The sequence below is a fragment of the Clostridium transplantifaecale genome (assembly GCF_900626075.1).
Lineage (GTDB): Bacteria > Bacillota > Clostridia > Lachnospirales > Lachnospiraceae > Otoolea > Otoolea transplantifaecalis.
In genome coordinates, this window is record NZ_UYZY01000003.1 from 581,496 (window position 1) to 601,784 (window position 20,289).

General features: G+C 48.0%; 22 protein-coding genes. 16 read left to right on the forward strand and 6 right to left on the reverse strand.

Features of this window, described 5'->3' with window-relative positions:
* Positions 1-46 precede the first annotated feature (46 nt).
* The 3 genes from EJL91_RS14065 to EJL91_RS14075 all read left to right on the forward strand — a co-directional run bounded on the left by EJL91_RS14065 (position 47) and on the right by EJL91_RS14075 (position 3,211).
* Positions 47-1,249, forward strand: a complete 1,203-nt coding sequence (locus EJL91_RS14065) for a saccharopine dehydrogenase family protein (protein WP_125142587.1) — start codon at positions 47-49, stop codon at positions 1,247-1,249.
* A 31-nt stretch (positions 1,250-1,280) separates the two neighbouring features.
* Positions 1,281-2,432, forward strand: coding sequence for a carboxynorspermidine decarboxylase (nspC, locus tag EJL91_RS14070; protein ID WP_125142588.1), 1,152 nt, complete (start codon positions 1,281-1,283; stop codon positions 2,430-2,432).
* Positions 2,433-2,632: 200 nt separating this feature from the next.
* A complete protein-coding gene (locus tag EJL91_RS14075; protein WP_125142589.1) occupies positions 2,633-3,211 on the forward strand; it encodes an NADH-quinone oxidoreductase subunit NuoE family protein in 579 nt (192 codons plus the stop codon).
* A 62-nt stretch (positions 3,212-3,273) separates the two neighbouring features.
* Here EJL91_RS14075 and EJL91_RS14080 read toward each other — a convergent pair whose 3' ends face one another.
* A complete protein-coding gene (locus EJL91_RS14080; protein WP_125142590.1) occupies positions 3,274-4,035 on the reverse strand; it encodes an IclR family transcriptional regulator in 762 nt (253 codons plus the stop codon).
* A gap of 245 nt (positions 4,036-4,280) precedes the next feature.
* Here EJL91_RS14080 and EJL91_RS14085 point away from each other — a divergent pair, with 245 nt between their 5' ends.
* The 3 genes from EJL91_RS14085 to nudC all read left to right on the forward strand — a co-directional run bounded on the left by EJL91_RS14085 (position 4,281) and on the right by nudC (position 7,197).
* On the forward strand, positions 4,281-5,513 hold the full coding sequence (locus EJL91_RS14085; RefSeq protein ID WP_243125349.1) for an Nramp family divalent metal transporter: 1,233 nt from the start codon (positions 4,281-4,283) through the stop codon (positions 5,511-5,513).
* 25 nt (positions 5,514-5,538) lie between these two features.
* Positions 5,539-6,018: an L-2-amino-thiazoline-4-carboxylic acid hydrolase gene (locus EJL91_RS14090; RefSeq protein WP_125142592.1), complete on the forward strand. Its 480-nt coding sequence runs from the start codon at positions 5,539-5,541 to the stop codon at positions 6,016-6,018.
* A gap of 243 nt (positions 6,019-6,261) precedes the next feature.
* A complete protein-coding gene (nudC, locus tag EJL91_RS14095; protein WP_341467009.1) occupies positions 6,262-7,197 on the forward strand; it encodes an NAD(+) diphosphatase in 936 nt (311 codons plus the stop codon).
* Positions 7,198-7,269: 72 nt separating this feature from the next.
* Here nudC and EJL91_RS14100 read toward each other — a convergent pair whose 3' ends face one another.
* On the reverse strand, positions 7,270-8,154 hold the full coding sequence (locus tag EJL91_RS14100; protein WP_125142593.1) for a DegV family protein: 885 nt from the start codon (positions 8,152-8,154) through the stop codon (positions 7,270-7,272).
* A gap of 251 nt (positions 8,155-8,405) precedes the next feature.
* Here EJL91_RS14100 and ilvN point away from each other — a divergent pair, with 251 nt between their 5' ends.
* The 3 genes from ilvN to EJL91_RS14115 all read left to right on the forward strand — a co-directional run bounded on the left by ilvN (position 8,406) and on the right by EJL91_RS14115 (position 10,934).
* Positions 8,406-8,906 carry an acetolactate synthase small subunit gene (ilvN, locus tag EJL91_RS14105; RefSeq protein ID WP_009299222.1) on the forward strand — a complete coding sequence of 167 codons (501 nt, stop codon included), beginning with the start codon at positions 8,406-8,408 and terminating at the stop codon, positions 8,904-8,906.
* A 100-nt stretch (positions 8,907-9,006) separates the two neighbouring features.
* A complete protein-coding gene (gene ilvC / locus EJL91_RS14110; protein ID WP_125142594.1) occupies positions 9,007-10,017 on the forward strand; it encodes a ketol-acid reductoisomerase in 1,011 nt (336 codons plus the stop codon).
* Between the two features lie 254 nt (positions 10,018-10,271).
* Complete coding sequence (locus tag EJL91_RS14115) at positions 10,272-10,934, forward strand: hypothetical protein (protein ID WP_125142595.1); 663 nt, start codon at positions 10,272-10,274, stop codon at positions 10,932-10,934.
* A 34-nt stretch (positions 10,935-10,968) separates the two neighbouring features.
* Here the strand turns inward: EJL91_RS14115 and EJL91_RS24960 are convergent, their stop codons facing one another.
* Both EJL91_RS24960 and EJL91_RS24965 read right to left on the reverse strand, forming a co-directional pair.
* Positions 10,969-11,133 carry a hypothetical protein gene (locus EJL91_RS24960; RefSeq protein WP_243125351.1) on the reverse strand — a complete coding sequence of 55 codons (165 nt, stop codon included), beginning with the start codon at positions 11,131-11,133 and terminating at the stop codon, positions 10,969-10,971.
* A gap of 17 nt (positions 11,134-11,150) precedes the next feature.
* Positions 11,151-11,306 (reverse strand): SMI1/KNR4 family protein, encoded by a 156-nt coding sequence (locus tag EJL91_RS24965; protein ID WP_243125353.1) that lies wholly within the window; start codon positions 11,304-11,306, stop codon positions 11,151-11,153.
* 470 nt (positions 11,307-11,776) lie between these two features.
* Between EJL91_RS24965 and EJL91_RS14125 the strand changes: the two genes are divergently transcribed.
* The 3 genes from EJL91_RS14125 to EJL91_RS14135 all read left to right on the forward strand — a co-directional run bounded on the left by EJL91_RS14125 (position 11,777) and on the right by EJL91_RS14135 (position 15,446).
* Positions 11,777-13,156 carry an FAD-dependent oxidoreductase gene (locus EJL91_RS14125; RefSeq protein WP_125142596.1) on the forward strand — a complete coding sequence of 460 codons (1,380 nt, stop codon included), beginning with the start codon at positions 11,777-11,779 and terminating at the stop codon, positions 13,154-13,156.
* Between the two features lie 44 nt (positions 13,157-13,200).
* Positions 13,201-14,853 (forward strand): VanW family protein, encoded by a 1,653-nt coding sequence (locus tag EJL91_RS14130; protein WP_125142597.1) that lies wholly within the window; start codon positions 13,201-13,203, stop codon positions 14,851-14,853.
* Positions 14,854-14,942: 89 nt separating this feature from the next.
* Positions 14,943-15,446: a rhodanese-like domain-containing protein gene (locus EJL91_RS14135; RefSeq protein ID WP_125142598.1), complete on the forward strand. Its 504-nt coding sequence runs from the start codon at positions 14,943-14,945 to the stop codon at positions 15,444-15,446.
* Positions 15,447-15,627: 181 nt separating this feature from the next.
* Here EJL91_RS14135 and EJL91_RS14140 read toward each other — a convergent pair whose 3' ends face one another.
* Positions 15,628-15,948 (reverse strand): helix-turn-helix domain-containing protein, encoded by a 321-nt coding sequence (locus tag EJL91_RS14140; RefSeq protein WP_125142599.1) that lies wholly within the window; start codon positions 15,946-15,948, stop codon positions 15,628-15,630.
* 172 nt (positions 15,949-16,120) lie between these two features.
* Between EJL91_RS14140 and EJL91_RS14145 the strand changes: the two genes are divergently transcribed.
* Positions 16,121-16,351, forward strand: coding sequence for a hypothetical protein (locus tag EJL91_RS14145; RefSeq protein ID WP_125142600.1), 231 nt, complete (start codon positions 16,121-16,123; stop codon positions 16,349-16,351).
* A 101-nt stretch (positions 16,352-16,452) separates the two neighbouring features.
* Here the strand turns inward: EJL91_RS14145 and EJL91_RS14150 are convergent, their stop codons facing one another.
* Positions 16,453-17,346 (reverse strand): LysR family transcriptional regulator, encoded by an 894-nt coding sequence (locus tag EJL91_RS14150; protein ID WP_125142601.1) that lies wholly within the window; start codon positions 17,344-17,346, stop codon positions 16,453-16,455.
* 176 nt (positions 17,347-17,522) lie between these two features.
* Here EJL91_RS14150 and leuC point away from each other — a divergent pair, with 176 nt between their 5' ends.
* The 3 genes from leuC to EJL91_RS24610 all read left to right on the forward strand — a co-directional run bounded on the left by leuC (position 17,523) and on the right by EJL91_RS24610 (position 20,227).
* A complete protein-coding gene (leuC, locus tag EJL91_RS14155) occupies positions 17,523-18,788 on the forward strand; it encodes a 3-isopropylmalate dehydratase large subunit (RefSeq protein WP_125142602.1) in 1,266 nt (421 codons plus the stop codon).
* 26 nt (positions 18,789-18,814) lie between these two features.
* A complete protein-coding gene (gene leuD, locus EJL91_RS14160; protein ID WP_125142603.1) occupies positions 18,815-19,300 on the forward strand; it encodes a 3-isopropylmalate dehydratase small subunit in 486 nt (161 codons plus the stop codon).
* A gap of 753 nt (positions 19,301-20,053) precedes the next feature.
* Entirely contained in the window at positions 20,054-20,227 is a 174-nt protein-coding gene (locus EJL91_RS24610) for a hypothetical protein (RefSeq protein ID WP_164516847.1), read from the forward strand.
* The last annotated feature ends 62 nt before the right edge of the window (positions 20,228-20,289 follow it).

Genomic DNA, 20,289 nt, shown 5'->3' on the forward strand with positions numbered 1-20,289 from the left:
AGACAATAAACAGAATAGAGAATAATCAGAACAGGGAGGACTTATCATGGGAAGAGCGTTAATTATCGGATGCGGCGGCGTAGCATCTGTGGCTATCCAGAAATGCTGCCAGAACAGTGAAGTATTTGAATCAATCTGCATTGCGAGCCGCACAAAGTCAAAATGTGATGCATTAAAAGAGAAGCTGGCAGGAAAAACAAAGACGGAAATCGAGACCGCGCAGGTGGACGCGGCAAACGTGGAGGAATTAGTTGCCCTCATTAAATCATACAAACCGGACGTGGTGCTGAACCTGGCTCTGCCATATCAGGATCTGGCGATCATGGATGCCTGCCTGGAGACGAAAACCCACTATATTGATACGGCCAACTACGAACCAGAGGACACGGCCAAATTTGAGTACAAATGGCAGTGGGAATACAGGGAGAAATTTGAAAAAGCGGGCATCACCGCTCTGCTTGGAAGCGGCTTTGACCCCGGAGTGACCGGCGTGTTTTCCGCATATGCTTTGAAACATGAATTTGACGAGATTAATTATATCGATATCCTGGACTGCAACGGCGGCGACCACGGTTATCCGTTTGCCACCAACTTTAACCCGGAAATCAACATCCGCGAGGTATCGGCCAAAGGTTCCTACTGGGAGGACGGCCACTGGGTGGAGACAGAGCCGATGGAGATCAAGAGAGTATATAACTTTGAAGGCGTCGGCGAAAAGGAGATGTATCTGCTGCACCATGAGGAGATCGAGTCCCTGGCATTAAATATGCCCGGCATCAAACGGATCCGTTTCTTTATGACCTTTGGACAGAGCTACCTGACCCACTTGAAATGCCTTGAAAACGTGGGAATGACTTCCATTGAACCGATTATCTATGAGGGCAGGGAAATTGTTCCCCTTCAGTTCTTAAAAGCGGTTCTTCCGGATCCGGCCTCCCTTGGCTCGCGCACGGTGGGAAAAACCAACATCGGATGCATTTTCCAGGGAAAGAAGGACGGAATAGAGAAGAAATATTACCTGTACAATATTTGTGATCACCAGGAATGCTACAAAGAGGTTGGCTCCCAGGCGATTTCCTACACGACCGGCGTACCGGCCATGATAGGCGCGATGCTGGTCATGAACGGAACATGGCAGAAACCGGGAGTTTACAATATCGAGGAATTTGATCCGGATCCCTTTATGGAGGCGCTGAACAAATGGGGACTGCCATGGAAAGAATCTCACGAGCCAGTATTGGTAGACTGAGAACGCAGTATCAATGAAGGAGAGACGGCAGATGGAAAACCGGAATCAAAAATTGAAAACCCCCTATTATCTGGTGGATGAGGCGCTGTTAACGGAAAACCTGAAGATTTTAAAGGACGTTTCAGAGCGTTCCGGCTGCAAAATCCTGCTGGCGCAGAAGGCGTTTTCCATGTTTTACGCCTACCCGCTTCTGAAAAAATATCTGTCCGGTTCGGCGGCCAGCGGCCTCTTTGAGGCCAGGCTGGGGCACGAGGAATTCGGAGGTGAAACCCATGTTTTTTCTGCGGCATACAGGGAAGACGAGTTTAATGAAATCCTGCGGTATGCGGATCATATTGTCTTCAATTCACCGTCCCAGGTGAAAAAATATGGGGAGAGGGCAAAAAGGGCGGGGAAATCCATCGGACTCCGCTTAAATCCGGAGTGTTCAACCCAGGAGGGACATGCGATTTACGATCCCTGTTCCCCTGGTTCCAGGCTGGGCACCGTAAAGAAAAATCTTAGCAGCGCCGGAGACTTTGAGAACGGGATACTGCCCCTTTTGGACGGCTTTCATTTTCACACTCTCTGTGAACAGAATTCGGATGCTTTGGAGATAACGCTGGCGGCGGTAGAAGAAAAGTTCGGTCCATATCTGTCCCGGCTTAAATGGCTGAACCTGGGCGGCGGCCATCACATCACAAGACAGGACTATGACAGGGAAAAGCTGATAAGCCTGATTTTAAAGCTGAGGGAAAAATATGGCCTAGAGGTATATCTGGAGCCGGGGGAGGCCGTTGTATTGAACGCCGGTTTCCTCGTTTCCACGGTGCTGGAACGGATGGAAAACGGAGTGGAGATTGCGGTTCTCGACACGTCGGCCGCCTGCCATATGCCGGATGTGCTGGAGATGCCTTACCGCCCGCCGGTACAGGGCGGCGGTGAACCCGGGGAAAAGAAGTATACATACCGCCTCGGCGGCCCAACCTGCCTGGCCGGAGATATCATAGGAGACTACTCCTTCGACACTCCGCTTATCGAGGGCGGGCAGGTGGTTTTCTGCGACATGGCGCTCTATACAATGGTGAAAAATAATACATTTAACGGAATGCCGCTGCCGTCTATCGTATTCAGGGATACCGGAGGGAATTTGAGGATGGTAAAAGAGTTCGGCTATGAAGATTTTAAAAACCGTCTTTCATAAAACAGGACCTGCTGTGCCGCGGTGGGCAGAGCAGATTATCCCGCGAGGTGCTGTTTAACTGCAGCAAAAGGATAAAAATTCCTTACTATGCCCATACTATCTGAAAAACGAAAAACGTAAATAGGTTGTCGCCCTTCCAAGACAATTTTACAGTAATGGGAGTCGGCAGCAGAGAGTGTGAGCAGGAGAGCGAGTGCAAAATGAAAAACCAGGAGAAAAAATCAGAGGCAAAGATAAGTGCGGCCGGAGAAGGTTTGGCTGGGGAAAGCTTAATTGGGGAAACTATATCGGATAAGCGTGAGGAAGGGCTGAAGGAAATACTGGGATATTATAGCAGCATGACATCTCCTTCCTCCCAGGAGAACATTGTTTCCATGCTGCAGGAGATACAGGAGCTTTACGGCTGCATTACCCCTGAACACAGCGCCATGGCGGCGGAAGCGGCAGGGGTGAAGGAGACGGTAATCGACTGTATTATGAAGCTGTATAAAAGCCTGAAACCGGCTCCCTACCGGCACCGTCTCACCGTCTGCACAGGAAAAAACTGTCACCGGGAAGAAAAAGACTTTCTGGACACGATAAAGAAGGAGCTTGGAATCAAGGGGAAAATCCCTTCTTCCGGTGCCCTGTCCTCAGATAAGAAAATTCTTCTGGAAACGAGAGACTGCCTGAAACAGTGCAGGACCGCTCCCAATTTCCTGCTGGACGGCAGGCTTTACGCCGGAGGCGAGAACAGTGACGTGAAAAAGTTGATTAAAACGCTGAAAGCGGAGCAGTAAGAAAACGCTCAAAGACAATTTGGCCGGAACAGGAATATAAAGAACCAGACCGTGAGGGGGCCTTAACCGGCGCCCTCTATTTTTTTTGCCGTTTCTGTCAGTTCTGCTATAATTTCCTCTTTATTTTTCTCAAGCCAGTAAATCATTCCCGTTACACTGCAGGTTCCATAGAAACTGTTTTTCCAGAATAACGGCACAGCCAGACTTGCAGCTCCCATCTGATGCTCCTGGTTTTCAAAAGAGTACCTCTGCTCCCGGATCAATTCCAATTCTTTTAGCAAATCGGATTTTTTGACAATTGTGTACTCTGTCATTGCCTTTAATTTTGTTTGAGTAAAATAGCGCCGTGTCTCGGTTTCGCTTTGATATGCCAGCAGCAGTTTTCCCGAAGCAGTGCAGTATAACGGCATCCGGTCGTTGAAATTGACCGAAATATAATATCCTTCCGCGGGAACCGCCTGATAAGCCAGATACAGCTTTTCATTTTCATAAAAAAAACCGGTCGATGTGGCTGAAAAATGTTTACAGATTCTGTCCAGACACGGTTTTATAAGTTCCTTAAGATGGGATATGCTGTTATCGCGGGCGAGGACCACCTTATCCAGAAAAATTTGCCCCAGTTTATACTTCCCGTTACTTTTCTGCTGAAGATACCGGTTTTGATACAGAGTGCTGATCAGCCCATGGGCCGTGCTTTTGTTCAAATTCAGTAGTGCGCTGATTTCACCCAGGGAAAATTCACTGTGCTCTTCATCAAAAAGACCTAATATATCCAGTGCCCTCTGAACCGACTGTATTGTTCGGCCTCCATATTCCTGACTCATTTTTGCTCCTCCTTTTCCTTCGTGCTTTTCTATAGTTTATCTCCTTTAAGGATATTTTACAAGAGTAAATTCGACATTATCGAAAACTAATTTTATTATGTCGAATTTTATTGACTTATAAAGGGCTTGTCTATATTATGAGATTAAACAGTCTGTTGCAATTTCCGAATCTATGCATGGAGAGCTAAGAGAGCTGAAAGGCCGCGGTGCCTTTCCTAACCTTGAGTATGATTGGAGGTATAACATTGACAACTGAAAAACAAAACCCGGAGGAAAAATATACGCTCAGAAAAAAGCTTGCCGCGGTCGGGCCGGGTGCTGTGATTGTCGGGTCGTTTATCGGCCCCGGCACTGTAGTGACGGCAACGCGGGCCGGGGCGGGCTATGGCTATACCCTGCTTTGGACTATTGTCTTTTCGTTTATTGCGGTTATGCTGCTGCAGGGGATGTCGGCGAAACTCGGTATTATTACGCAAAAAGGGCTGGCCGAAAATATTGTGGATACTTTTGCCCCACGCCCCGTGCTGCAGAAGATTGTAGTATGGATTATTGCCATTGCTTTGACACTGGGCGGCTTTGCCTATGCAGGGGGCGATTTGACCGGAACTTCCATCGGACTTTCCACCTTGATTGGCATTCCTTCCAATTATATTGCGCCCGTCTGGGGAATTATCATTCTGGTAATTGTAACGCTGCGTGACATCAAATGGCTCGAAAAGCTGCTGTGCGTTTGCGTTGGTTTTATGGCGCTTGTTTTCATTCTGACCATGTTTGTGGTAAAGCCGGATTTTGCCGGTGTTGTTTCGGGATTAATCCCCAGGGTTCCGGAGGGGAGCCTGATTTACTGTCTGTCTCTCATCGGCACCACGATTGGTCCGCAGAATATTTTCATCCACTCCGTCAGCGCGAAGCGCACCTGGAATAAACCGGAACAGCTCCAGCTTTCACGTTTTGACATTGGCCTTACAATGGGAATCGGAGCTTTGATTACAATCGCCGTGCTTGTCACTTCCGCCACCACCATGCTGGGATTTACGGTGCAGTCGGCGGCGGATATTGCCATTCAGCTGGAACCTCTGCTGGGAGGTTTTGCAAAGACTTTTCTCTGCCTTGGCCTGGTAGCTGCGGGATTTTCATCCGCCATTATCACACCTCTCGGTGTTTCCTATGTACTTGGAGGATTTTTCGGATGGAAGATGGACCGCAGCGATAAACGTTTTTTCTGGACCAATATCCTGGTTATTGCATTTGGTATTTTTATCGCTGCCACCGGATATAATCCGCTTTCAATTATTATTGCGGCACAGGCCTTCAACGGTGCGGTTTTACCGCTGGTGGTCATAACACTTGTCTACATCACCAGTCAGAAATCGGTTCTGGGCTGCTACGCCAATAAGACCTGGACCAGGATAGCAGGAGCGCTGATTGGCCTGATTACGATTATATTAGGGGGGACAAGTATCATTTCATTATTCTAAATTTTATATCGTGAAGGAGGAAAATATGGATAGAAATTGGGAATATGACGTACAACTGATGTCCCGTCGGCTGGCCACGCTTTACTATCATATGGTAAATGCGATGCTGGAGGAACTTCCCGAGGAACAAACGGAGCGTATTGTTAATAAGGCGGTGGAGGGCTACGGTCATTACTGGGGAGAGTATTGTAAAGAAAAAGTGCTTGCGTCCAATCTGCCGTTGACGCCGAACCACTATGATTTGGGAGGAGATCTGCCGAGCCGGGGGCTTTCGGTAGGATGCGACTTAATCAGCAATGACTGTGAGCTGCGGCAGGAATATACAGAATGCCTGTTTGCCCGTGTGTGGAAGGAACTTGGCTTTGAACGCTGGGGGCGGTTGTACTGCTACGTGGATTATGCTAAATTTGCCGCTTACAATCCTGATTTATCTGTAGAACACGAAAAAAACGAACTGGATGGAGATAACTGCTGTATCCTTCATGTTATGGCGCCCAAACACTGACCTTTATTATTTATCCTGGCTATTTTACATATCTTAATCGATGAGGATAAAATAACCGCTTGATCCCCTCGGATCGGGCGGTTATTTTGCAGCATAAAACGACATTTCCATTGCACGTATTGCCAAAAAGCAATATAATAGTTCAAGTGGCTGAGAACGGGAAAAAAAAGGAGTGAGCGGACTTCGTCTTTGGCCGGTGCCGAATTTCCCGTCTGAAAATATACAAGATGAAAAGGATGGTATATGAAGATGATACAGGATATTGCCCCTCATAAATATGACAATGCCTTCAGCGGCCGAAAGCCGGAACTGGATGATTACGTTTTACTGATACATAATAACAGCGCACTTCTGATTAACAGGGATGCGAAAATTCAGGATGGAAGCTTTGAAATCCCAATGTTTTCGGAATTGGCCGCAACCGTACCCGATGCACGTGAACGGGCGGTTTATTTATTTTCAATCGATGAAAAACCATATTTTCTTCTGGAGAAAAAAGAAGAGGAAGAAATAGTGGAAACCGGCTGTCTGGAATGGAAGGGAACGCAGTATTTCAGAATGATGGAGCCAATGTTCCAGGCGTTTGCAGCAATCACGGCAACACAGGTCTGGCGGTGGCGCCAGAGCAGAAAGTTCTGCGGACACTGCGGTGCAAGGACGACGGACAGCAAGACAGAACGGGCTCTTGTCTGCCCGGTATGCGGACAGATTGAATATCCGAAGATTTCCCCGGCCGTCATTGTGGCGGTTACAAACGGAGATAAGTTACTGATGTCAAAATACCGCGGCCGTGCATACAGAGGCTATGCCCTGATTGCCGGTTTTGTGGAGATCGGAGAGACATTCGAGGAGACGGTCCACAGGGAAGTCATGGAGGAGGTCGGTCTGAAGGTCAAAAATGTCCGGTATTTCAAGAGCCAGCCCTGGGCATTTACCGATACGGAAATGATCGGATTTTACGCTGAGCTGGACGGAGACGACGCCATCCGGCTGCAGGAGGATGAACTTGCCGAGGCAGGCTGGTATACGCGGGAAGAGATTCCGGATGACGAGGTCCTGATCAGCGTCGGCAGCGAGATGAAAATGCACTTTAAATATGGCGATGACTGGATGGAGAAGCTCGGAACGGTAAAAGGAACAGGGGAGACACTGGAATTAAGGCAAAGTGCAAGAGCCTGAAAAGTACAGAAACAGGCCGCGGCGGGTAATCGCCGGCGGCCTGTTTGCATGATATGACAGTTTCTTCGTTTTCTATAATTTCATGATGCCGATACCCAGAAGTCCCGGTCCGGTATGTACGGCAAGGGACGCAGTAATTTGTTTGGAAAGAAGAAGTTCGCCGTTTGGTATTTCTTTTGAAAGGCGTGGCTCCATCTCATCGGAGGCGGCTTCGGCGTCACCGTTCAACAGGGAGAACCATACCGGTGAGTCACCGGCAAATTCTTTCGCTTCGGAGAGCAGCTTGGTCAGCCCCTGTCTGGAACCCCGGATTTTGGCAACCGTATAATAGACGCCCTCTTCATTACAGGAAATAATCGGTTTCAGATTTAAAATACTGCCTACGATAGAGGTGACGAGCCCGATTCGTCCCCCCTTCTGCAGATAAGTCAGAGTATCCATATAATAGAAGATCTTCGAATCTTTCACCTTGTCCGGAAGCAGGCGGACCAGTTCGCCGTAAGACATGCCTTCCTCCAGCTTTTTCGCGGCCCATACAGCAAGAACACCCGATCCAAACGAAACATTGCGCGTGTCAAGAACAAACGAGGTCAATTCCGTCTCCTCGTTCAATACGCCGCAAATCGTATTATAGGTGCCGCTCAGCCCGCTTGAGATGGCAAAAGACAGCACGTGGGTATAACCTTCCCGCTTAATCTCATCCACCATATCCTTCACTTCCTGCGGCCCGGGAGTGGAAGTGTGCGGGATTTCCCCCGGAAAGCGGCTGTAGACCATCTGCGGTGTAATATCCAAATCATCGGAGTAATCCTTCTCCGGATAAATGACATGAAGCCGCAGAAGCTTCATATGATACTGGCGGATCAGCTCATCCGTAACATCACAACCCGAGTCAATCAGGATAGCAACCTTTTCCCGGGTACCTTTATTCTCATTCATATTATAATCTACATTCATAATTAAAAACCTCCAGATGTGGTTATGAAAACTACTTATTAAAGTATGACATAATGGGAGAATCCTGTCAACTAAAAAGTAGATTAGTTGAATAAGAAAAGTACCAACATAAAGACGGCTGTCCATCCGCGCCCTCTAAACTATTAAAAGATATATCTTAAAGTAATACGACCCATTCCTTTTAATTAGTTGACAAAGAAAGATTTGATTGTTAATATTAAATGTAATACATAGCGAGGTGGGGATTGCAGATGAGCAGAATTGTTTTATCATTATTAGTAGATAACACCGCCGGTGTTCTGAGCCGCGTGGCCGGTCTTTTCAGCCGCCGCGGATATAATATTGAGAGCCTTACCGTAGGCGTGACAGCCGATCCGAGGTATTCCAGGATGACGGTAGTGTCTCTGGGAGATCAGCAGGTGCTTGAGCAGATTCAGAAGCAGCTGGGAAAACTCGAAGATGTCCATGATATTAAGGAACTCCGTGAAGGTCATTCCGTTTACCGTGAGCTTATGATGGTAAAGGTGAGAGCCAATGCCAGTGAGCGTATGGCAATTAATGCAATTGCCGAGATTTTCCGCGCGTCGATTGTAGACGTCGGCAAGGAGTCTGTCACGGTTATGCTGACAGGAGATCAGTCCAAGCTGGATGCGATGATTAATCTTCTGGAAGATTATGAGATACTGGAGCTTGCAAGGACCGGACTTACCGGACTTTCCAGAGGAGCAGACGACGTCCGCTTCCTTCCGTAACCAAGTTACAAAGTGTCGCCAAAGGCGCACAGAGAGGCGTCGGCGGCATTCTTTATAAAATTATTAACTTTATACATATCCCAAGGAGGAGTACACAAACATGGCAAAGATTTATTATCAGGAAGATTGCAATTTATCATTATTAGAGGGAAAGACAATTGCCGTTATCGGTTACGGCAGCCAGGGACATGCCCATGCGCTCAATGCAAAAGAGTCGGGCTGTCATGTAATTATCGGTTTATATGAAGGCAGCAGATCCTGGGCGAAGGCAGAGGAAGCAGGATTTGAAGTTTATACAGCAGCAGAAGCAGCTAAGAAGGCCGACATTATCATGGTTCTTATCAACGATGAGAAACAGGCTCAGATGTATAAAGAGTCCGTTGAGCCAAACCTGGAAGAGGGTAATATGCTGATGTTTGCACACGGCTTTGCTATCCATTTCGGTCAGATCGTTCCTCCGAAGAATATCGACGTAACGATGATTGCACCTAAAGGACCTGGACATACGGTAAGAAGCGAGTATCAGAGAGGCAGAGGAGTTCCTTGTCTGATCGCAGTTCAGCAGGATTTTACAGGCAAAGCCCATGATAAGGCGCTGGCTTATGCACTGGCTATCGGCGGAGCAAGAGCAGGCGTATTACAGACCACATTCCGCGAGGAGACCGAGACCGATCTGTTTGGTGAGCAGGCTGTTCTCTGCGGCGGCGTTACAGCCCTGATGAAAGCTGGCTTTGAAACTCTGGTAGAAGCAGGATATGAGCCTGAGAGTGCATATTTTGAGTGTATCCATGAGATGAAGCTGATCGTAGACTTAATTTATGAGAGCGGATTTGCAGGAATGAGATATTCCATTTCCAATACGGCTGAGTTCGGCGATTATATCACAGGACCGAAGATCGTAACAGACGAAACAAAGAAAGCAATGAAGCAGATCCTTACAGACATCCAGGATGGTACATTTGCAAAGAACTGGCTGCTTGAGAATCAGGTTAACTGCCCGCATTTCAACGCAATGAGAAAGAAAGAAGCGGCTCATCAGCTCGAAGCTACAGGAAAAGAGCTTCGTAAGCTCTATAGCTGGAACAATACAAACAAATTAATCGATAACTAATATCCGGTATCCGGCTAATGATGCAGGCGGCTCCGAGCAGCAGCCTGATCGGGAACCGTGTCACGGAGATGTTGGTACATATACGGCATAGTCTGAACAGACTATGCCGTTTGTTCATCATAGGAAAGCGGAAAACCCGTTAAACTGCGTCCATCACAGAAATTCGGGCGCTAAGTTCCGCCGGAAACGGAGTCCCATATTCGCAAAGGGGCTAAAATACAGGTTGGAAAGCAGAGAAGCAGGAGGGGGAGACTATGAAAACAGAACGCAAGAAATTCAGAATACTGCTTCTCACCGCTTTTGTGCTGGCGGGGATTTTTAAGAGTTCAGGATATTTCAAATCCCAGGTATATGCCAAAAACGCGGATTATATCGTTAGAGTCGCCTTCCGGGGACTGGAAAATATGTTTCATGCCCCATATGAATATGATGCGGTTTGCCTGGGCCGTCCGCGCAAAGTGACGGAGCGCATGGTGAAGGAGCGGTTCGGCGAAGAGATAGAAAAGCGCAGCATCTATGGGGATGAAGACACATCCTACTGGTTCGTGGAGCTTGAGTATGCGGAGGATGGAGAGTATTATTTCAATAATGACAAATCTTATTTAGAGACAGCCTTTGGCGGACATTACCGTCTGTTTTATAGCAATTGGACCTCGAAAAGCGGGGAGCCGGACGGCGTGGATTTAAAAATCATGTTGAAGGCGGCGGAGTATTTATATGACGAAGACTTGTCTCACTGGGAGTCAAAACAGGGAGATACGCTGGGACTTATAAGTTTTATGCTCATCAGAAATGGAGATACCCGTTTGATAGAAAATAATAAGGCTCTGCTGGAGGCCTCCTCCGGCGGCGATATGAAAAAAGTGATGGATGTGCCGCCGGGAGGGCAGTTCGATTATTATTTTTTCGCGGAGTAAATTTATATCAGTGAAACGGAAACGCTCCCTGCGGTCAGCCTGTGTAATTTTTAAAATAATCCACATCCTCCTGATGATCCAGCCACAATTCAAACCATCCAAGAAAATCCTGGCGTTCGCAGCAGGGCTGGACGCCGACATCTGTAAAATTCCAGACCTCACCCCGGCATTTGCCGCTCACAATCAGGTGATAACTCATAGCGTCACCGAGATCAATCAGTCCATTTCATCCATCCCCATTAACCGAAAGCCGTCAATCATGACGCAGCCATTGCCGATTTCTTTTAAAAACATGCGGGATGCCTCCGGAAGCCGGATATTACAATGCGTTTCAAAACGCAGAATCTCTTCTTCCGTAAGGGGGTTCCCCATATCAATTTCCAGAGCAGCTATTTTTTCTTTTATCTGAACGATGACTTGTCCGTATTTTTTCCTTTTTATATACAGGCATTCGTGTTTCCTCCTGTTTCATCCAATTTTCCAAAGTATACCACAAATATGAGTAAAAAAGTAGAGTATAATAATTTATGTCCCGCGCTGCGCTTTTTGCCTTTTCCGTGCATCGCGAAGCGTGTTATTGTCTGCAGCAAAGCTGCTTTTTAGCTGGGTGTGAACAGTAACGAGGACAGGGGTGTTTGGGCTCCGCTTTGCCGTCCGATCTATCTTTTTTTCATTACAAAAAGCTGTATGAGTTTTTTTCCTTTTGGCAAAAATAATATTAGTAAAATTAGAAAATATTAGAAAAAAGTGTTGACAGGAAGAACTGTATCTGTTATTGTAACAGTATAAACTGTAACTAAAAAGAATACAGATAACAAGGAAGATAAATAAGGAGGAGCAACATGGAGAGCAGGAATAATAATTATGACGCGGTTATCATCGGTTTTGGCAAGGGAGGTAAAACTCTCGCAGCGGCATTGGGAAAGGCCGGAAAGCGCACGGCGCTGATTGAGCAGTCTTCCGGTATGTACGGCGGGACCTGTATCAACGTGGGGTGTATTCCGACCAAGTTTCTGGTACATAAAGCACAGGAAGCAAAGATGACCGCAGGCAGCTTCGAGGAGCGGGCGGCAATGTATGAGAAGGCAGTCGAAGGAAAAGCGGACCTTACCGGGAAACTGCGCGGGAAGAATTATCAGAAGGCTGCACAGGTCCCCAATGTGACGGTTATCACAGGCAGGGCAAAACTGCTTTCCCCGCATACGGTCGAGGTGACGACGGAACAGGGAAGGGAAGAACTCGAAGGCGCACAAATTTTCTTAAATACAGGTTCCGTAGCTTTTGTACCTCCGATTGAAGGGCTGAAAGGAAACCCATATGCATATACAAGCGAAGGGCTTCTGGAACTTAAAAAACTGCCGGAGAAGCTGGTGATTATCGGCGGCGGTTATATCGGAGTGGAGTTTGCCTCTATTTATGCGGACTTTGGCAGCAGCGTTACAATTCTCCAGAATGAAGAGCGATTCCTTCCGAGAGAGGATGAGGAGATAGCCGGCGCCGTAAGGGAGAATCTTGAGAGCCGCGGCGCAACCGTAATTACAAGCGCCGGAATCCAGTCGGTGCTGGAAGATAACGGCAGGGCCGTCATAACGGTAAAGATTGGCGGCACTGTGACAAAATTAAGCGCGGATGCGGTTCTCGTAGCAACGGGAAGAAGGCCGAATACCGCGGGACTGGGCCTGGAAGCTGCCGGTGTGGAGCTGAATGCCCGCGGCGGAGTAGCGGTAAATGAGCATATGCAGACTTCTGTGCCGCATATTTATGCAATGGGAGATGTGGCCGGCGGACTTCAGTTCACCTACATTTCACTGGATGATTTCCGAATAGTTAAATCAGCGGTTCTCGGAGACGGCGGTTATACGCTCAATGAACGCGGAGCCGTACCGTACAGCGTCTTTTTAAATCCTCCGTTCTCCAGAGTGGGAATGAGTGAGCAGGAGGCAGTAGAAAAGGGATACCAGGTTAAGGTAGCCAGACTGATGGCGGGCGCAATTCCGAAAGCCCAGGTTTTAGAGCAGCCTTCCGGCCTTTTAAAAGCCGTTATCGATGAGAAGACAGGTTTGATTCTGGGAGCGCATCTCTTCTGCGAAGAGTCCCATGAGATGGTCAACCTGGTGAAGCTTGCAATGGATGCACAGATTCCTTATACAAAGCTGCGCGATATGATTTACACTCATCCGACAATGAGCGAAGCATTAAACGACTTATTTAACATTGACTAAATAGATGAACAGCGGCAGCAGAGGCCGGATAAAGAGACAATAAAATGACGGAACGAAATAATGGAAGGAACGGAAAAAATATGACAAGGAGCAGAAAGAGAGCAGGGAGGCGCCGGAAGTATCCGGCGCTCGTCATCGGAGCTGCAGGAGCTGTGGCGTTGATTCTTGCAATCACCCTGCCCCTGATACAGAAAAAGCAGGCGGCAGCTCTGGGAAACATGGAGACGCAGGTACAGGAGAGTATCATTGATAAAGAGGGCGGATCTACTGTAGAAACACCGCGGAAAACGGCCGCGGTAACTGTAGAAGATACTGTCATCACCGGACTTTCAGGAGAAGAAGCACAGGAGACATTAAAGAAAAAATACTCCGGTCCCATAACGGTTCAGGGACCGGATGAAACGGAGGAACTCGTAAACCCGGTTGACAGCGAGATAGGGCGTCTGATTCAGAGTATCCCATCCCGGCCGGAGGAGGAACTTAAGCTGTCATTCGACTACGGTAAAATGGAGGAAGATGTGCGCGGACAGGTTTCGGCCCTTGCCGGGAAATGGGACAGGAACCCCTCCGATTCCAAAGTGGTATCTTTTGATAAAAAAACAGGCGTCTATGAATATTCCAAAGAAACAAACGGACGGACGCTGAATCAGGACCGGCTGGTGGAAGATATCATGAAAATGGTAAAAGAGAAGAACTATTCCGCACCGGCGGAGGCCGGTTTTACCGTGACGGCGCCGGCACGCACCCAGGCGCAGGCGAAAGCACAGTACAAGGTGATTGGGACGTTTAAAACGAAACTGACCAGCAATAAAAACAGAAACCAGAACGTGACCCTGGCGGCAGAGGCTATTGACGGACTCATTCTGCAGCCGGGTGAAGAATTTTCATTTAACAACACAACCGGAAACAGGACGAAAGAGAAAGGATATCAGCCCGCGGGAGCCTATAGAAACGGCGTGCTGATTGAGGAGCCGGGCGGCGGAGTATGCCAGGTATCCACCACACTTTACCACTCTATTATAGAAGCCGGTTTTAAGACCACCGAGCGCAATGCCCACAGCTTTGCCCCCTCTTATGTAGAAAAGGGGCAGGATGCCATGGTCAGCTTCGACGGTTACGCAGGCCCGGATCTCAAATTTGTCAATACAAGCGCCGCACCCGTAGTGCTGCGGGCTTCTGTCGACGGACTGGAATTAAAATTGTCTATCGTCGGCATACCCGTTCTGGAAGACGGGGTAAAAGTAAGCATCAAATCGGAAAAAGTCAAGGATGCGGATCCCGCGGCGCCGTCCTATGAAGAGAATGTACAGCTTCCTTTTGGAACGGAGCAGATAGTGGATCAGGGACAGAGCGGTTCTGTGTGGAAGAGCTTCCGTGTCGTGACTAAAGATGGAAAAGTAATTAAAGAAGAACCTCTGCACAACAGCTACTATAAGAGTAAAGCGGGAAAAATTGAACGAAACACAACGCTGCCTCAAACGGCATTGCCGGCAGAATCAGAAAGCGCCCAGGAGGGTGTTCCGGAAGCAGGGCAGCCGGGTACGGACCAGTCCGGTTTACCGGGCGCCGGAGATGTGACCGGCCCTGCCGAAGCCGCACCGCCGGGCGAGTCTGCACAACCCGCTGAGCCGGCTGATACCACCGGAACAGCGGAAGCTTCCGGACCGGCCGGAGCCGTAGAAACGGAACAGAATTAAAACCGCAGAGAAAATAAAAGAGAAAACAAAACATACAAAAGACAAAGGAAAATATTAACTGCAGGTTTTTTAGACGAGAGGGCTAAAATATGAAGAAGAGCACATGGATTGGATTAGGGATAGGAGTTCTGCTTGTAATGGGTCTGGCAGGATGCGCGAGAGCGAAGGCCGGGACAACAACACAGGCACAGATGGAAACCGGTATGACGGCAGGCATGGAGACAGAGACGGAGGAGCCGATGGGAGAACAGGAAAATACACAGATGGAACCACAGACGGAAGAGGCGGCTTATCATAAAATTTCAGCGGCTGAAGCAAAGGAAATGATGGATCAGACGGAAGTGACAGTAGTTGACGTAAGGACACTTCAGGAGTACAAGGAAGGCCATGTACCCGGTGCAATTAATATTCCTAACGAGGAGATTCAGGATACGGAGCCGGAGCTTCTGAATGATAAGGATGCAATGCTTCTGGTTTACTGCCGTTCCGGAAGACGCAGCAAAGACGCTTCTGATAAGCTGGTCAAGATGGGATATAAAAATGTCTATGATTTCGGCGGTATTATCGACTGGAATTACGATACGGAAAAATAGGAATGAAACAGGATTGCCAGACGGCACAGTTTAGCAGCGGTATGGCACAGTAGAACGAAAGTGACGAAAAGTACGCACTGCATACTTTTCGTCATGGGTGCCTGTGACTTGTGTGCGAAGCGCGCAGCAATGGAGTTTTTTATTGAAACAAATGGATGAGCTGCAGCGTCTGCCTGCCGGTTCAGCGCCTGTGTTCCGACAGAGATTTTATAATGGCCAGGACATGTCCCAGGACTTCACTGCTCAGATTTTGGCACTCCTCCGAGATTTCCTTAATCTTTTGCGGATCCTTTTTGTCGGATGCAAAAAAGTCGGACGGCGATATTGCCAGATATTCGCAGATATAGAAGAAAACTTCCATAGAGGGCATGGATTTTCCATTTTCCACTTTATTAATGTAGCCGGGGTTCTGTCCGAGAGAAAGACTCATATCCCGGGCAGATACCCCTTTTTTTTCGCGCAGTTCCGATAATCTTCTGCCAAAGTCAAATTCGCTATACATATCACACCGCCTTTATATGTATAGTTTATGCCATAAACTGGTAAAAATATCGCATTATATGCGCAGTAACGATTGACATGAAGCATTCGATGCCATAAAATAGATAATATGTAGTGCTTAACGTGATATGACAGAAATTATAACTTCAATTTGTATTGGCGAGGTAATCGGAATGGATAAGAACAAGGGGATATTGGATGAATTGAAACGAATTGTGGGGTGTCTATATATATCGGATCTTCATGATTCCTGCCGCTTTGACCAGATAAAGAGGGCATTGAAAGAGATTGAGTCCGGCCGCTACGACGACAGAGAGTGGCGGGAAGCCTTTGAATATGTATCGGGGGCAAAACTTCTGAATGAGACGGAAGGACAGGTACGCAGCTTGTTTGAAGACTTATAAATACGAACACAAAAAATATAGGATATTGTTTTGACACTCCATGGCGGGTGGTGAAACAATATCCTTTTTAATGTCGCAGGAAAGTGCTCTTACAGTTTCCGTTAACTCTGGTTGGAGGAGCAGAAATGTATAAAATTATTCATCGTCTTTGTGGCATAGGCCGGATTATAAGCGAAACCGATGGTTCTGTTCCTGATAGGGGAGCTTAACGGAATTTCAATCAGTGAACCGTCGGCCAGCTCATTGCGGACAAATTCCCGGATGACGCAGCCGATGCCGAGGCCGGTTTTGGCAAACTCAATCAGGAGATCCATGGTGGTGGCCTCTAAAACCTGCTTTACTTCTATATTATGTTCGGAGAAATAGGCGTCGATATGGGTTCTGGTCATATTGTTTCTGTCCAGCAGAAGGATCGTGCCCGCGGAGAAAATGTTGACATCCTCCCCCTCGCGTATTTTTAAGTTGTCCAGATATGATTTTGTACAGACGAAGGTGTCCTCGATTCTCATAATCGGCATAAAGGAAAGGGATCTTCTGGTCCTGGGTTCCGCGATCAGGCCGATGTCCAGTTTCTGCTGTTCAAGCATGGATATGGTCCGTGCGGTATCCTGGCTGTCAATCATGATTTTGACATGGGGATATTCCTCCACAAACCCTTTCAGGTAGGGCAGCAGGATATACTTGCAGAGTGTATTGCTGACTCCAATCTTAATCTGTCCTATATTAAAATTTTTAATGCGCTTCAGCTCGTTCTCGCCCCGCCCCAGCGTGTCGAAGGCGTTGCTGACATGGCTGAAAAGAACCTGCCCTTCCACCGTGAGCTGGACGCCCCTGGAATTCCTTGTAAACAGAGAGATGCCCAGATTTTCCTCCAGCTTGCTAATTGATTTACTGATAGCCGGCTGGCTGATGAACAGCTCCTTGGCCGCCTTTGAGATATTGCCTGCTTTGGCTACAGCGTAAAAAATTTTGTATTGGGATAAATGTTGATCCATACCGTTTCCCCTTATCTGAATGAGTGCTTTCAGCCATAGCGGAGACTCGCCCAAAACGCCGCCTTATGCTGCCGCCTATAACTGAGGTTTATACCATATATTCGTATTATATATTTGTATTATAACAGGGCGGATGCTATAATGTAAATACATAATTTTTAGGAGGAGATCAAATCATGGGAATGACAATGACTCAGAAAATTCTGGCTGCACATGCGGGCCTTCCGGAAGTAAAAGCGGGCCAGTTGATAGAGGCGGAGCTGGATCTGGTGCTGGGTAATGATATCACCACACCGGTTGCAATCAATGAGATGCAGAAGCTGGATACACAGTCCGTTTTTAATAAAGATAAAATAGCCCTGGTTATGGACCATTTTATTCCGAACAAGGATATCAAATCGGCACAGAACTGCAAGTGCTGCCGCGAATTTGCCTGTCGGCATGATATTACCAATTATTTTGACGTGGGGGAGATGGGAATTGAACATGCCCTGCTTCCTGAAAAAGGTCTGGTAGTAGCCGGTGACGCGGTGATCGGAGCCGATTCCCATACATGTACATACGGCGCTTTGGGCGCTTTCTCCACAGGAGTTGGAAGTACGGATATGGCAGCGGGTATGGTAACGGGTAAGGCCTGGTTTAAAGTGCCTTCCGCCATCAAATTTGAATTGACGGGTAAACCGTCTAAATGGGTCAGCGGTAAAGATGTGATATTACATATTATCGGTATGATCGGCGTGGACGGAGCACTCTATAAATCCATGGAATTTACCGGGGACGGAATTAAGAACCTGACAATGGACGACCGTTTTACGATCTGCAACATGGCTATAGAAGCAGGCGGCAAGAACGGAATCTTCCCGGTGGATGAATTGACGAAAGAGTATATAAAAGATCATTCGAAACGGGATTATACCGTATATGAGGCAGATGAGGACGCCGAGTACGATGCCGTCTACACAATTGATCTGTCGGAGCTTAAACCGACTATCGCTTTCCCTCACCTTCCGGAGAACACAAGGACGATTGACGAAGTCGGCGAGGTGAAGATCGACCAGTCTGTAATTGGTTCCTGCACCAACGGAAGAATCGACGACATGAGAATTGCCGCTGAAATCCTCAAAGGGCGCAAAGTGGCAAAGGGAGTTCGCTGTATCGTAATTCCGGCCACACAGTCCATCTATCTTCAGTGTATCAGAGAAGGCCTGATGGAAATATTCGTGGAAGCGGGCGCTGTTGTGAGTACGCCGACCTGCGGGCCGTGTCTTGGCGGATATATGGGAATCCTGGCGGAGGGTGAGAGATGCATCTCCACCACGAACCGCAACTTTGTAGGCCGTATGGGCCACGTGGATTCGGAAGTGTATCTGGCAAGTCCCGCTATAGCGGCAGCCAGTGCGGTAACCGGCAAAATCAGCTGTCCCTGCGAGCTGGGATTATAATGCTTTTTGAATGAGGAGGAAGTAAGATGAAGGCATGTGGACATGTGTTTAAATATGGCGACAATGTAGACACGGATGTTATTATTCCGGCAAGGTACCTGAATGCGACAGATGGAAAAGAGCTGGCAAAACACTGTATGGAGGATATTGATAAAGAATTTATCGGCAAAGTAAAGGACGGTGACATTATTGTCGCCAACAAGAACTTCGGCTGCGGTTCATCCCGCGAACATGCGCCTCTGGCTATCAAGTGCGCCGGGGTAAGCTGTGTCATTGCCGAGACATTTGCAAGAATATTCTACCGCAACGCGATTAATATCGGACTGCCGATTATCGAATGCCCGGAAGCAGCGGTGGCGATTGAAAACGGTGATGAAGTGGAAGTGGATTTTGACAGCGGCATGATCATCAACAAGACGAAAAACAAGAGCTACCAGGGACAGGCGTTCCCTGAGTTTATGCAGAAGATCATAACGGCCGGAGGGCTGGTTAATTATATCAATCAGAAATAAGAGGAATTTAGGCGACAGCCGCTGTCTTTGAAAAGATGGCGGCTGTCGTTTAACGTTGGGGATTTAGTTGAGATGCGAGGACGCCTCTGTAAGACGGCGGACGGGGGAGTGGGAGGGTGTGTATGAGTCTTCAGTCCCGGTTGGTAAGCTGTTGTGAGGGGGAATTCAGGAGAAAAAATTCCTACGGGGACTCGCTTCCGCTTGTGGAATGCGCAGCGGATGCTAAGCTCGAAAGAACCTCGCTAAGCACCGGCGGATTCCAAGGTCCCCTTCGGAAAGTTTTCTCCTTCCTTCCCCGGGCAGGTTGTTGGCGGGACTGAAGACTCAGGGAAGGTATTGCCCCGTCCGCCGGCTTCAGGGGCTGATTGTCTCTTTCGTCAAGTGGGGGATAGGTATTGTCGCGGCCACTATATAGCCGTGATTCTTTTACATTTTAACGGCATCTTGGGCTGCATAAAAAAAGGAGCAGAATAAACACTCTAAGATTATAAGTATATAAGTTTAGACAGTGTCATAGTGAACAGGAGGCAGGTTTCAGGCATTCTGAGAAACGTAGTGGCAGCGACAAGTGCCTCCGCCTTGAAGAAAGAGGACAAATCAGCGGCCGCAGGCCGGGGGCCGGGCAGACGCCCTTGGCGGAGTCTTTTGTCCCGGCCATAACCTTCCTGCGGGGAAGAAGGGAGAAAAAGATTCCGGAGGGAACCTGGGAGTTCATCGGCACTTACCGAGGTATTTTCGAGGTTAGTGTCCGTTATGTACTCCAACGAGCGCAAGCGTTTCCCGCAGGAACTTTTTCTGCCCGTATTCCCCGCCCACGATCACCTGACGCCCGGGACGAAAGACTCATCGATTCCCCTCACCACCCCGGTCCCCGGCCTGACGGCGGCGTCCTCATTTCTCAACCACACCCTTATTTACAGAAATTGACAGAAAAAAGTAAAACATCATTTTCATAAATGATCTATACTGTACTCAGACAAGGGAGGAGA